Source organism: Armatimonadota bacterium, assembly GCA_036504095.1.
Lineage (GTDB): Bacteria > Armatimonadota > DTGP01 > JAKQQT01 > JAKQQT01 > DASXUL01.
On the sequence record DASXVS010000053.1, the window covers coordinates 80,453 to 93,426 of the forward strand.

Here is a 12,974-nt window from a genome sequence, read left to right on the forward strand (position 1 = left end):
GCTCTAGGTGCCTCTGTGGTTCACAACCTCGGCGCTATCCACACGCCTCAACTGTGGCGTCCTCGACCGTCCAGACGGCGGCATCCTGCAGGAACGCGTGCGGGAAGCGGCGGGTGTGGGTGCTGGTGATGAACGACTGGCGGCCGGCCATCGCAAGGTCCACAAGGCGCCGCGCGCGGTCGTCATCGAGTTCGGCGAGGATCTCGTCCATCAGCACCACGCAGGGTTCGCCGGCCTCTTCCTCCATCAGGCGCAGTTCCGCCACGCGCAGGCTTAAGGCGACGCTGCGCTGCTGGCCGAGACTGCCGTAGGTTCGGGCATCCGCCTCGCCAAGCGTGAACGTGAGGTCGTCCCGGTGCGGGCCGGCCAGCGTGATGCCACGGACGTACTCGTCACTCCGGACGGCTATCAGCCGCTCCTGGAAATTGGCCTGGATTCCCTCCACCGTGCCACCGTCCAGCGGAACGTTCGGCCGGTATTCAACACACAGGCGTTCGGTGCCGTCCGTGAGGCTGCCGTGGACGTCGCGCGCGCGTTCGTTAAGATCGGCCACGAAACGGATGCGGCGGTCGATGACCCGGGCGCCGTAGGAGACGAGCTGTTCGTCCCACGCGGACAGCGAGTTGCCGCTATCGTGTCCGCCCCGCTGGCGAATGATCTTCAGCAATCGATTACGCTGTTCCAGAACACGGCGATACTGCGCCAGATGGAAGCAGTACTGCGGGCTCAACTGGCAAAGCGCCGTGTTGGTGAAGCGCCGCCGTCCCGACGGTTCGCCGCGGACCACCTCCACGTCGTCCGGCCAGAACCCGACGGTCTGAAGCTGACCCAGAAGGTCGACCGCGCGCGGGTGCTTGACCGTGTTGATGCGGACCGTCTTCACGAATGACGCGGGCGGCGCCGGCTGCTCCGGCGGAGTCAGGATGACATCCAGAGTGAGGTCGTTCGCATTTTCGCAGTGGACCTCCGTAGCGATGTGCATCGTATCTTCGCCGAAACGCATGAGTTCGGCGTCCCGGCCGGCGCGCGGGCTCCTGCTGGTTGACAGGATGGAAAGCGCTTCCAGGATGTTCGTCTTGCCCTGCGCGTTGCCGCCGATAAGGAGGTTTGCGCCGGGGGACGGGGCGAAATCCAGGGAGGCGTAGTTGCGGAAATTGGTGAGCCTCAGCCGAGTGACCTGCATACAGGCAGTTTAGCAGGGCGGGGGACGGGGTGTCGGGTATCGGGTGTGAGGTGGAAGGCCCTGGGGTCTGTTCGCTCAGCCCTCCACGCGGATCACGCTCTTCACGGCGTTGTCGGGGTCGGCGGCCTCGATGGCCCAGAGCGACCTGCGGAGGTCCGCGTCCGGGCAGGGATGCGTGATGAGCACCAGTTCGGCCAGGCCATCGGCCATTTCGTGCTGTGATACGCGGCCGATGCTGACGTCGTGATCTCCCAGTGCTCCGGCGATATTGCTGAGGCAGCGGGGGCGGTCACCCACCTGGAGACGCAGGTAATAACGGGACACCGTTTCGGCCACGGGGACAACGGCCGTGGGTGCGAAGCACAATTTGGGCGCGCTGGCGCTGGAACCGGCGCAGATGTTGCGCGCCACCTCCACGATGTCGCCCACCACGGAACTGCCGGTGGGCATGGAGCCGGCGCCGCGGCCGTAGAACATGACATTGCCGACACTGCTCCCGTTCACAAGGATCGCGTTGAACACGTCGTCCACATGGGCCAGCGGGTGGCTCTCGGGCAGCAGGGTCGGGCTGACCCGTATCTCCAGGCGGTCGTTGCTCCGCTTGGCCAAAGCCAGCAGCTTGATGCTGTAACCCAGTTCGCCGGCGTAATCGAAATCGCGCTCCGTGATCCGGGAGATGCCTTCGGGGTGCACCGCTTCAACGTCCACGTCCGCCTGCATCGCGATGGCGGCGAGGATACACATCTTATAGGCCGCGTCCCAGCCGTCCACGTCCGAAGTGGGGTCCGCTTCGGCGTATCCAAGCTTCTGCGCGTCCGCCAGAACCTTCGCGAACTCGCGCTTCTCCAGGGCCATGCGGGTGAGGATATAGTTCGTCGTGCCATTGACGATACCTTCAATACGGTCGATCCGGTTGCCGGAAAGGCTCGAGATGAGCGGCCTGATGATGGGGATGCCGCCCGCCACGGCGCCTTCGAAGTAAAAGTCCAGGTGCCGCTCGGACGCTTCCGTAAGGACCTCCACTCCGTGCTTCGCGAGGAGTTCCTTGTTTGCGGAGACGACGTGCTTGCCCTTGGCGAAGGCCTGCCGGATGTAGGTCTTGACCGGCTCAACGCCGCCGATGAGTTCGACGACGATGTCGATATCGGGATCGTTGATGACTTCGTAAGGGTCGCCGGTGAGCACGCCGCGGTCGATGGCGACGGCGCGCGGGAGGTCCGGATGCGCGACGGCGATCTTCTTAACGTTGAGGGTCGCGCCAACTCGCGCTTCGATGGCCGGCCGGTTGTCCGCCAATGTGCGGTAGGCCCCGGTGCCCACCGTGCCCATTCCGAGAAAGCCGATGTTGATCGCTGATTTCATGCTTCGGCCGATGCCCCGGTCTTCTCACAACGGTCTAATAACCACCAGGACGGTGCCGGCGTGCACGAGCTCGGCGTCCGCCGCGGGGATAGCGACGACTTCGCCGGCTATTTCGGCCGGCAGTTCGGACATCACCTTCATCGCCATGATGATGCCCACAGTCTGTCCAACCTCCACAATGTCCCCAACGTCCACAAACGGGGGCTCTCCGGGCGCGGGGGCGCGGTAGAACGTTCCGGTAGTGGGAGAAAGCAGCGGCGTGCCTTCCGGTTCGGGGGGGAGCGGAGGCGAAGCGGGAACGACAGGCGGGGCGAATTCTCCCGTGTCGTGCTCGGCTGTGAGAACGGGGGCCGGCGCGGCGGCCACGGTACGCGGCGCCGTTTCGAGCCGCACGGTAACCCCATCCTCGGTGAGGACGAGACGCGACAGGTTCCGCTTCTCCATCAGCGCGATGAGCGCGCGTATCTTCTCTACATTCGGCTTGGCCGTATCTTCCGCCATGGTACGCTTAGTTTAGACCCTGCGCACGCAGCGAGGGAAGCATCGCGGCAATCGGGCCATCGCGGGGGCACATCTCAATGCGGGCTCGCTTCGCCTTCCCGTCCGCCCCCGCTCACCAATCTCTGGACGCTGCGCCGCGCTTGAGGGGCGAACTGGCTGTCGGGAAACATGAGCACGAACGCCTGGTACCGGCTGCGGGCGTCGTCGTTCCTGTCAAGGCGCTCGCACAGCACTGCGGCGCGCAGGGCGGCGCTTTCCGCCTCCGGCCCCTCGTCCGCCGCGAGGCGGTCGTAAACCGCCAGGGCGACGATGGCGTGACCCGTCTCCTCCAACACGTGCGCGGCGCGCATCTCGAACGCCGGCCTGGGCGCTTCAAGCGCGGCGGCGCGCATCGCCAGATATGCGTCGGCCGCCTCCCGATTGCGCCCATGCTCGAGGTGGATTTCCATCGTCCGCGCGTAGGTTCGCGCCGCCTTTTCCGTTTCGCCAAGCTGCAAAAGCACCCCGGCGTAATCGCCGCGAGATGTCGCGTCATCCGGGTGATCCCGCAGGTATTCGGCGAGGCGCCGGGCCTTCTGGTCCAGCGATTTCTGGGTTACGGCGTCCTCGCGTCTGCCGGCCCTGTACATTCCGGTCATCACCGCAAGGCTCATCCCCGCCAGAAAGCCTCCGATATGCGCCCAATGGGCCACAGCGCCGCGCCCGGCGGCGATCTCCAGCCAGCCCAGAAGCACTTCGCTGGCAAGCCAGCCGCACAAGACCCAACTGACCGGAACGGCGAGCCTGGACAATCGGACGTTGTAGTACCGCACGGTGTAAACACCGAGAAGCGCCGAGATGCCACCGCTGGAGCCGAGGAGGGGTTGTGACGCTTCGGCCGGCATGAAGAGGTACACCATCGAAACGTGCAGTAACCCGGCGACCGCCGATCCAAGCACGAAATACGCCAGAAGCGCCGGGGTCCCCACTCCACGCTCCAACCGCGGGCCGATCAGGAGGAGAAACGCCATGTTGACGGCCCAATGCAGCACGTCCGCGTGGAAAAAGGCGTACGTGAGTGCGCTTCCGATGGAAACGTGACTGGGGGCGAGCAGCCAGAGCGATCCCCAATCGTAGGGCATCATCGCCTGGGCCGTCAGGACGGCGCCGGTGGTGAGAAACAAGGCCCCGATCCCGTAAGGAAAGCGCTGCCGCGCGCCGGACCCGTACCACCCGGTGGTACTGCCGAATGCGGTTGCTATACTTCGCCATGGTACCTTCGTCGTCACGCTCAAATCGTAGCAGTTCCGCGTTTCGAGTTACTAGCCCGCGCACGAGGGGGGAGGCGGAAGGTGGGAGACACAGGAGAGGAGGATCGAAGCAGGCAGGCACTTCGGCGCCCCCCCGAGACCCAGCCCCCGGCCCTGGAATCGTTCATTGCCGCCCTCCCCAAAGCGGAACTCCACCTCCATCTCGAAGGTACGGTTTCGCCCGAAACCTGGCTCCGCCTGCTGAAACGCCGTGAACCCGGCGCTTCGCTCACCGTGTCCGATCTACGCGACCGTATGCGCTTTCGGGATCTGCCGGCGTTTTTCGACGCCTGGATGTCGTTGATCCTCGCGCTCAGGGAACCCGAGGATTTCCGGCTCATCGCCTTGGAATGCGGCCGCCAGCTTGCGCGCCAGAACGTTCTCTACGCGGAACTCCATACCTCTGTCGCGGGCGCGGCGCAGGCCGGTCGCTTAAACCCGGACGAGGTGATCCCGGCGATTGCCGAAGGGCTGGACGAAGCGCGCCGCGAGGGTGGCCCCGAGTGGCGCATGATCGTTGACATCATACGCGACCTCGCCGCCGCCGGCGATGCCGGCATCGGCCTGGATATCGCGCTCCGCCACCGCCACAACGGCGTGGTGGCGGTCGGATTGGGCGGCTCCGAGCAACTGTACGACGCCGGAACCGCCGGAGAAGCATTTTCGACGGCGCTCGACGCCGGACTCCACGCAACCGCGCATGCCGGCGAAGGCGCCGGCCCCGAAAGCATCTGGGCGGCGCTCGGAATAGGCGCACAGAGGATAGGACACGCCGCCCGCGCCGTTGAGGATCCCGTCCTTGTGGAGCACCTCGCCGCCAACCGTATCCATCTCGAAATGTGCCCCTCAAGCAACGTCTGCACGGGCGCGGTGGGTTCGATGGGCGAGCACCCGTTGGCTCGCTTTCTGAGGGCAGGCATGGCGATCAGCCTGAACACGGATGACCCCGCCTTTTTCGGCGCGGATCTGAACACGGAATACGCCCGCGTGGCGGCCGCTTTCGATCTCACGCGCCTCGAACTGGTCAGGCTGGCACGCAACAGTTTCGAGGGCGCGTTTCTACCCGCGGCGGACAGGGCCCGCTACCTCAGCGCCCTGGATGCCGATTTGTAATCGAAATGCTACAATAGCGGCTAAGGAGGATTCACCATGCTCCGCAAGGGATTCACACTTATCGAGCTGCTGGTCGTCATCGCGATTATCGCGATCCTAGCCGCCATCCTCTTCCCGGTTTTCGCCCGGGCAAGGGAACGCGCCCAGCGTGCAACGTGCATTTCCAACCTCAACCAACTCGGCAAGGCTCTGATTATGTATGGCGACGACAATGACGGGCGTTTCCCCTATGCCGGGGACTACATCGACGTCATGCCGGGCGGAAGCCTGAGCAACCTTACCCCCAAAGTGCCATTCCTGCAGAATCAAAGCCCAGCCATCGCGGGGGTCAATTGGCGGCAGACCGTCGGCCCGATCGGACAGTACCTGAAGAGCGCAGACGTGTGGAAATGCCCCAGCGACAAAGGCCTGCGCAATATGACACCGCCCGGGAACCACAGCGTTTTCGCGCTCGCCAATTCCAGCTACACGTGGCACGTCCGGGTATCGTTCCGAGGCAGCCCTTATAAGTACAAACCCTACGATATGGCCAGCCTCAAACTGCCCAGCCGCGTGTTTCTGCTGAGCGACCAGGTTCCCGATCCCCTTTCAACGTTCGCGGAAGGCCCCGGCGTAACCCCCCCGCAGGTCGCTGGAACGTGGCACGGGTGGGATGGCAAGAACTGGACAAGCCGCCGCCTCAACACCGTCTTCGCGGACAGCCACGTGGCCTCTGTGAGCGGCAAGGACTGGTACCAGCCGCCCGAAATACCCGCAACATCGTATTGGTACGGGTGGGGTCTGTACGCAGACTACTTCGCCACCGGCAACCTCAACGGTTGAGCCCGCAACCCGGTGTGTAATCCGGCGCCCCGAGCCACTCGGAGACCGTAGGGAAGGATCGTTTGACGCGTCGAAAGGCGGCGGGCCTATACTCCTGTACGCTTGTTCAGGAGGCTTCCGTTGCCGATAACCCATTTTCTACCGCCATATACCCGTCGCGGGGTCCCGTTCGTCCTTTCGGGTCCGTCCGGCGTCGGCAAAGACGCCGTGCTTGAGGCGGTCGCGCGGCTCGATACCCCCCCGGGCACTAAGGTTCACCGCGCCGTAACGGCCACCACCCGCCCGCCCCGCCCGGGTGAAATCGATGGCGTGGACTACCATTTCTGGACGCACGCTCAATTCCGCCAGCACATCTTCGACGACGAAATGCTGGAGTGGGCCGAGGTCTACGGAAACCTGTACGGAATACCGCGGGCTTTCGTCGAGGTAGAGCTTACGGAGGGGCGCTCGGTGGTCATGAAGATTGATGTTCAGGGGGCAGCCTCCGTGCGGCGGGCGCTTCCGGATGCCGTTCTGATCTTTCTGGTCCCGCCAAGCATGCCGGAACTGCAGGCCAGATTGAACGGGCGCCTCACCGATTCCCAGGATGCCATTGACCGCCGCCTTGCCACCGCGCTGCACGAGATGCAGGCGCTACCGGATTACGACTACGTTGTGATCAACGATTCACTGGATGAAGCCGCGGCGGAAGTGCGCGCTATTTTCCAGGCGGAGCAGATGCGCGTGCGCAACCTTCGTATCTCCCCACCATGAGTCCGTTGGGTACTGGCTCGCCCGCCTGCTTCTCGGGCGGGTTGGCCCCGTTGAAAGGAATCCCCTTGCACTTTGCACTCCCGGCAATCGCCATCCTCGCGCTGACCGCCACGGCCGCCTGCGCCGCGCCAACAACCCTCCACTTTCCCAGCGGGGCCAAGGTCCTCACCGTGATGCGTTGGGCTGCGGACGGACCGGGCCGGCATCCGGTGGTGATCCTGCTCTATGGAAGCGCCGGACCGGACCTGATCCTCAGCGACCCTCAATACCGACGTTACCCCGAGATGCTGTCTCGGGCCGGCTTCACGGTGTTCATGCCGTACTATTTCGACCGGACCGGCACGAAACCGCACCAGGATTACTCGCCCGAGCAGTTCGCGATTTGGGTTCAGACCGTTCGCGACACCGTGAAGTGGACCGCGGCGCGGAATGATGTCCAGCCGAATCGCATCGCGTTGGCCGGCCTCTCGCTAGGCGCCTTTCTGGGGCTGGCGGTCGGAACCGAGGAACCCCGCCTGGCCGCGCTGGCCGAATGCTACGGCGGCATGCCCGATGCCTATCGGGACCGCGTGAAGACAATGCCACCGACGCTTATCCTTCACGGGCAGAAAGACGTGCTGGTTGGTGTGGAGGAGGCGCACAAACTGGAGCGTCTCTTCTCGGAGCGGAAGGTGGCCTTCGAGACCCACATCTATCCGGAACAGAATCACGGTTTCATGGACGGCGATGGCGAGGACTCCGCGCGGCGCATGATCGCGTTCTTCCGGGAACGGATGAAGCTCCACCCGCCCGATTGAGCCGGCATCAGCCAAAACGGAGGGCCGCCCTTCCTTGGGCGGCCCTCCGTTTTGGCTGCGAACCAGGGGAGAGAGAACTCACTTGCGACGGCGACAGAAACCAAGAAATGGAAGGGCCGTTGTGCCCAGTAAGGCCATTGAACCGGACTCCGGGACGGGCGGCGGACCGGTTACGCTCCGCTCGTCCTGGCCCACGGATTGAAACCAGGTCGCCGTGCCGGTCTGGCCTTCGGAAAGTGCCGTATAATGTTCAGTCCCGGTCAATCCCGCGGCGAGGGCGGAATGAATGCACTCGATGCGGCCGCGCCGGCTGAGGCCGGCGCCGGGCAGACGCGTCGCGAAGACGTCACGTGCCTGACCGGGCGAGGTAGAACGGTTCAGGTATACGCAAAGAGCGTTGAACGCGCTCATGTTATCGGCGGGCGCACCGTTAAGGGTGCCGTTGAAAATGCCTTCGAAAGTGCGGGAACCGGAGTGCCCCGGGAAGTTGATGGTAACGTTCGGGCCGATTTGGTTGTTGTTATAAGTTAGTTGGGAGGCGTCCGCGGCGATGGTTGTTGCCGCAAAGGTGAGAGACAGCATGTATCCGATTATGCGCTTCATTTTCGGGGCGACCTCCAGAGATCCCGATTTTCAGGAATTCGTTGCCAGGGAGTGGCGTCTGGATTGTCTTCTGGCAGGTAGCTTGCCATAAGCGAGCAGCCATTACACGGGAAAAGCGCACGGCATCAGCCCTGGAGCGTCAATTGCTACTAACGGCGGGCGCAGGTTACATCCTCCGCCCGTCCGGTTTCAGGCTTCTCCATGAGGGGTGGCCGGAGGCCCGTTGCGGCCGGTGAATGACGCCGCCTGCGACGTGGGACTTACACGCTTTACGTCCGACACGCCGATCTGCAAAGCAAAGGCGCCGATTGTCACTTTGGCGGACACGCCGGGACGGTTGCCTGCAGTACCGGATCGCGTTCGCCGATGCTATGGAAGGCGCTTCGGGAACCAGACGGCTCCCTTGGAGCGTCAACAACATGACGCACCGAGCGCCATTCTCTTGGTGATTTCACAGCGTCAATCGGGTAGACATTAATCGGAGAGCCGCGCCGAAATCCCGAACAAGCCCGCTCCCCGGAACAGAAGGAACCGCAGTGGCAGCCGACCGGAAAAAGGAAGACAAGGAATTCGGACCCGCGGAAATCGAGGCCCTGATACTAAAGGGCCGCGATAAAGGCAATCTCACGTTCGATGAACTGAACGAGGCGATTGCCGGCTATTCGCTCGATCCGGACCAGATTGAGGACATTCTTCAGACTCTCTCCGACGAGAGTATCCCGGTTCTGCGCCGCGTCCTTCCCGGCAAGGCCCCCGAAGACGACGCCAGCGACGACGCGCGCGCCGCGGAATCGGCGATCGCCGCGCTGGATAAGGTCCCCGTGGATGATCCGGTGCGTATGTGGCTGAAGGAAGCCGCCAAAGGCCGTCTCTTGACCCACGCGGAAGAGATCGACCTGGCCCGCCACATCGAAGCGGGCGATCCCGAAGCCAAGGCCCGTCTGGTGGAGTCCAACCTTCGCCTCGTCATCAGTGTCGCCAAGAAATACATCGGGCGCGGGCTGAGCCTCAGCGACCTCATCCAGGAAGGCAACGTTGGCCTCATCCGGGCGGCCGAGAAATACGACCACCGAAAGGGGCACCGCTTTAGCACGTATGCCACGTGGTGGATCCGGCAGGCGATCACGCGCGGCCTGGCCGATCAGGCGCGCACCATCCGCGTGCCCGTCCACATGGTGGAAACCCTGAACCGGATCGCCAAGGCCACCGCAACGCTCAGCCAGCACCTGGGACGCGAGCCCAGCCTGGAAGAGCTGGGGCAGATGGTCAGCCTTTCACCGGAGCGCGTTGGCGAAATCATGAAGATGGCGCCGGAGCCGTTGAGCCTCGAAACGCCGATCGGCGAGGAAGAGGAGACGCAGTTGGCGGATATGGTGGAGGATACCACCCGCGAATCGCCCATTGAGGCGGCCGAGGGAGTCCTCCTCCGCGAACAGATCCAGCGTGAACTCAACGGTCTTTCCGAACGCGAACGCGCCGTGCTGCGCCTGCGCTTCGGCTTCGACGACGGCTACCCCCGCACACTTGAGGAAGTGGGACGCGTGCTCAAACTGACGCGGGAGCGCATCCGGCAGATAGAGAACAAGGCGCTGAAAAAGCTGCGGCACCCCAGCCGGCGTCGCCGGCTGTCCGGCTACATCGAAGTATAGGTTAACGGCGCAGGCGCGAACGTACGTTCAGAGCACGTGCCGAGCAAGCAGACTCTCGCGGGTTTTGGGCGCCCAAACCCCGAAAATCGCCCGAAATACCGACTCCCGGGGGATTGACAGGCACTACAACCCCATGATACGATTGCCCAGTGGCTGAGAGGACGTTGTCTTTAACAGCCCTCGGGGCACGGGAGGCCCAGCTCCCGTGCCCCACCCCTTTTTATGGCAGAGCATCTGCCGCCGGCCTGGCCTGGCCCGACAGCACGTCTTTCATCACAGCCGGAACGTTGGTGATGATGCTGTCCACGCCAAGCGCGATCAACCGGCGCATCTCCGCCGGGTCGTCCACCGTCCAGACGTTTACTTCAAGTCCCTTGCCCTTCGCGAAGGCCATGAAATCGCGTGTCACCGTGGGATACATCGGGTGAAGCGCCGTGATGCCATTCGGGAGCGTATCCGGGGTTTTACCACTGTACAGAAATCCCGTAGCGATCGCCGGGTTCTTCAGATGCACACGCTCCAGCGCGGGCCCGTTGAACGACGAGACGATGACGCTCTTTTCCAGGCCGTACCGCTCGATCATCGCTACAACAGTGTCCGCCAGCTTGTTGACATCCTTTACGACGGCCTTGATCTCGATGTTGATGTACGGCCGGTTCTTCATCCGGAACACATCCTCCAGAGCCGGCATATGTTCGCCTTTGAACCTGGCGTCCTTCCATGAACCGGCGTCCAGTTTCCTGATCCGGGCATACGTCATCGATTCTATCGCGCCCTTGCCGTTGGTGGTCCGGTCCACCGTCCCGTCGTGACACACGACGGGGACGCCGTCCGAGGTCAGCGAGGTGTCCAGTTCGACAGCCTCGGCGCCGAGTTCCACGGCAAGCTTGAACGCCGCGAGCGTGTTTTCCGGAGCGGCGGAGGAGGCGCCCCTGTGGGCGCAGATGTATGGTTTGTACATTTTGGTGGTTGCACGCTGCGGGGCCGCGAAGGCCGCGCCGGCGTAGATCATGGCCGATGCGATGATTATCCTCTGCATGTGATCGCGTTCCTTTCCGCGGCGCCTGTGTCCGCGAATGCAGGCAGTTTCGACGTTCCACTCAGGCGGCGAAGCGGACGCGCGATTTCCTCATTGTGGGCACGGAGAAACGACGAAAGACCGCATGTTTCAAGCCGTGGAGGCCGTGAAATTGCCGTTACCGAGCCGGCCGCTTAAGATTCCCGGCATCTCACGCCGATACCTATGCTGAAGCAGGCGCCCCCTTGCGTGTTTGCCTGCCATGGTGTACAATCGGGCACATAGCAAACATGCTCGAGGGAGGCTGTGTATGAAGCGTATAGTCGCCGTCTGCCTGGTCGGATCCATGGTTCTCGCGCCGGCCGGCGCGAGCGTTCCCAGCGGTATTCCTCTCCAGGGCCGCCTTACGGATATAACCGGGAGGGCCGTGCCTGACGGACCGTACAATGTGCGGCTCTCGCTCTACAACGGGCCGGCGGAACCCCAGAACGCGACGGACACCGTCAGCTTCTCCGGCGATACCATCACGCTCAGCCACCGGCCGGTTGTCGTCAACTCCGAGACGGTAACGAAATCGGACAACTCGATCACCTACACCCGGAACATCGCGTATACGATGGATTACGCGAATGGCAGGATCACCCGCACCAGCGCGACCACCATTCCGGACGGGACCGCGGTGACCGTTTCTTATCAGTGGACGCCCACCGCCTCCACGTCCGCAACACAGACCGTTCAAGCCGTTTCCGGCGTCTTCGCCACGACCATGGCCCTGGAGCCGTACAACCTGACCGGCGCCGACTGGGTTCAGGTGGAAGTGGACCGCGGCGGCGCGTGGGAGGTGCTCCTTCCGCGCATCCGCCTCGCTTCGGTCCCGTATTCCCTGAGGACTTCATCCCTGGACGGGGCAAGCGGAGGGAACGTACTCGGCTCTCTCAACGTGGACGGCGGCGTAAGCGCCACCAGCACGGTATATGGCGTAGGCAGCAGCCGCACGATCCTGAACCGTTCGATTACGTTCCCCGGCCTGCAGGGCAACGGAGTGACGGGGCTTGGCGGGGAGGCGCCGGGAATACTGGCCGTCGGCGCGAATAGCGGAAGCGGAACGGCATTGGTGGCGCAGGGCGGCGTGAAAACGACCGGCAGCGTGTCGGTTGGCGGCGACACCAACGTCACCGGCCAGGTGAAATCCGCGGGCATCCAGACTGGCGTAATCGTCGCCACCGGGCTGACCACGAACGGTTACCTCCCAACCGTACAGGCCATCCACACGGACAAGGACGTGGCGACGGGCAACATCTACGCGCAGGGAGAGATAGCCGTCACACGCGGCATGGCAGGCGCTTCTTTGAGGGTGGGGACCGCCGAAGTTATCCAGGGCCTCACGGCGGCAAGCGCGAACGTGACCGGAACCGCCACGGCCGGCGCGTTAACCGCCGGCAGCGCGACCGTGACCGGCAACCTGGCTGCCGATACCGCCAGTATCACCGGTTCGGCCGCCGTCAATACCCTGAACGCCTCCAATGCGGTGAATTCCTACTACGTGATGGGGTCCGAGGGATATTTCGGCTATGTGCACTCCAACACGTTTTCCGGATTCGGCGCGCTGCAACCGGATTTCAGTTCAGTGGGTTCGGTCTGGCAGGAGGCGGGCCACTACACGCAGTTCTTCACGCTGCCGGCAGCGATACAATTCCCGTCGGAACTGCTGGTAGACGTGATGGAGTACAGTGACTCGTCGGGCGTGCGAACCTACTGGTCACCGCAGCACCTGACATGGAACACTACCGTCACCAACGGCCTGGCGGTGTCGCTATCGAAAACCAACCCCGGCTCCGGGGTCATCACATATCGCATACGGGCGTGGATGCTCCGTTAGGGACA

Annotated in this window: 12 protein-coding genes; 6 read left to right on the top strand and 6 right to left on the bottom strand. The window is 63.6% G+C overall.

Translation table 11 applies throughout. The annotated features are described in order from the left end of the window. Positions 1-34 precede the first annotated feature (34 nt). The 4 genes from recF to VGM51_13370 all read right to left on the bottom strand — a co-directional run bounded on the left by recF (position 35) and on the right by VGM51_13370 (position 4,209). Positions 35-1,183: a DNA replication/repair protein RecF gene (recF, locus tag VGM51_13355; GenBank protein ID HEY3414022.1), complete on the bottom strand. Its 1,149-nt coding sequence runs from the start codon at positions 1,181-1,183 to the stop codon at positions 35-37. A gap of 75 nt (positions 1,184-1,258) precedes the next feature. Continuing rightward, the gene (locus tag VGM51_13360; GenBank protein ID HEY3414023.1) at positions 1,259-2,545 is read right to left on the bottom strand and encodes a homoserine dehydrogenase; all 1,287 of its coding nucleotides are present in this window, start codon (positions 2,543-2,545) and stop codon (positions 1,259-1,261) included. 24 nt (positions 2,546-2,569) lie between these two features. After that, positions 2,570-3,046 (bottom strand): biotin/lipoyl-containing protein, encoded by a 477-nt coding sequence (locus VGM51_13365; GenBank protein ID HEY3414024.1) that lies wholly within the window; start codon positions 3,044-3,046, stop codon positions 2,570-2,572. A 74-nt stretch (positions 3,047-3,120) separates the two neighbouring features. Continuing rightward, positions 3,121-4,209, bottom strand: coding sequence for a rhomboid family intramembrane serine protease (locus tag VGM51_13370; GenBank protein HEY3414025.1), 1,089 nt, complete (start codon positions 4,207-4,209; stop codon positions 3,121-3,123). Between the two features lie 168 nt (positions 4,210-4,377). On the opposite strand from VGM51_13370, the gene add reads away from it, so the two are divergent. The 4 genes from add to VGM51_13390 all read left to right on the top strand — a co-directional run bounded on the left by add (position 4,378) and on the right by VGM51_13390 (position 7,820). Next, positions 4,378-5,448, top strand: coding sequence for an adenosine deaminase (gene add / locus VGM51_13375; GenBank protein ID HEY3414026.1), 1,071 nt, complete (start codon positions 4,378-4,380; stop codon positions 5,446-5,448). Positions 5,449-5,484: 36 nt separating this feature from the next. Then, positions 5,485-6,270, top strand: coding sequence for a prepilin-type N-terminal cleavage/methylation domain-containing protein (locus tag VGM51_13380; protein HEY3414027.1), 786 nt, complete (start codon positions 5,485-5,487; stop codon positions 6,268-6,270). 120 nt (positions 6,271-6,390) lie between these two features. Then, on the top strand, positions 6,391-7,023 hold the full coding sequence (gene gmk / locus VGM51_13385) for a guanylate kinase (protein HEY3414028.1): 633 nt from the start codon (positions 6,391-6,393) through the stop codon (positions 7,021-7,023). Between the two features lie 65 nt (positions 7,024-7,088). Then, positions 7,089-7,820: a dienelactone hydrolase family protein gene (locus tag VGM51_13390; protein HEY3414029.1), complete on the top strand. Its 732-nt coding sequence runs from the start codon at positions 7,089-7,091 to the stop codon at positions 7,818-7,820. 78 nt (positions 7,821-7,898) lie between these two features. Here the strand turns inward: VGM51_13390 and VGM51_13395 are convergent, their stop codons facing one another. Then, entirely contained in the window at positions 7,899-8,423 is a 525-nt protein-coding gene (locus tag VGM51_13395) for a hypothetical protein (GenBank protein HEY3414030.1), read from the bottom strand. A gap of 536 nt (positions 8,424-8,959) precedes the next feature. Here VGM51_13395 and VGM51_13400 point away from each other — a divergent pair. After that, positions 8,960-10,072, top strand: coding sequence for a sigma-70 family RNA polymerase sigma factor (locus VGM51_13400; protein ID HEY3414031.1), 1,113 nt, complete (start codon positions 8,960-8,962; stop codon positions 10,070-10,072). Positions 10,073-10,292: 220 nt separating this feature from the next. Here VGM51_13400 and VGM51_13405 read toward each other — a convergent pair whose 3' ends face one another. After that, on the bottom strand, positions 10,293-11,111 hold the full coding sequence (locus VGM51_13405) for a glycerophosphodiester phosphodiesterase (GenBank protein HEY3414032.1): 819 nt from the start codon (positions 11,109-11,111) through the stop codon (positions 10,293-10,295). 289 nt (positions 11,112-11,400) lie between these two features. Here VGM51_13405 and VGM51_13410 point away from each other — a divergent pair, with 289 nt between their 5' ends. Next, positions 11,401-12,969 (top strand): hypothetical protein, encoded by a 1,569-nt coding sequence (locus VGM51_13410; GenBank protein HEY3414033.1) that lies wholly within the window; start codon positions 11,401-11,403, stop codon positions 12,967-12,969. The last annotated feature ends 5 nt before the right edge of the window (positions 12,970-12,974 follow it).

Bases quoted from the DNA above. Each gene is read 5' to 3' on its own strand.
- recF (HEY3414022.1), bottom strand. From the start codon at position 1,183: ATGCAGGTCACTCGGCTGAGGCTCACCAATTTCCGCAACTACGCCTCC.
- VGM51_13360 (HEY3414023.1), bottom strand. From the start codon at position 2,545: ATGAAATCAGCGATCAACATCGGCTTTCTCGGAATGGGCACGGTGGGC.
- VGM51_13365 (HEY3414024.1), bottom strand. From the start codon at position 3,046: ATGGCGGAAGATACGGCCAAGCCGAATGTAGAGAAGATACGCGCGCTC.
- VGM51_13380 (HEY3414027.1), top strand. From the start codon at position 5,485: ATGCTCCGCAAGGGATTCACACTTATCGAGCTGCTGGTCGTCATCGCG.
- VGM51_13395 (HEY3414030.1), bottom strand. From the start codon at position 8,423: ATGAAGCGCATAATCGGATACATGCTGTCTCTCACCTTTGCGGCAACA.
- VGM51_13405 (HEY3414032.1), bottom strand. From the start codon at position 11,111: ATGCAGAGGATAATCATCGCATCGGCCATGATCTACGCCGGCGCGGCC.
- VGM51_13410 (HEY3414033.1), top strand. From the start codon at position 11,401: ATGAAGCGTATAGTCGCCGTCTGCCTGGTCGGATCCATGGTTCTCGCG.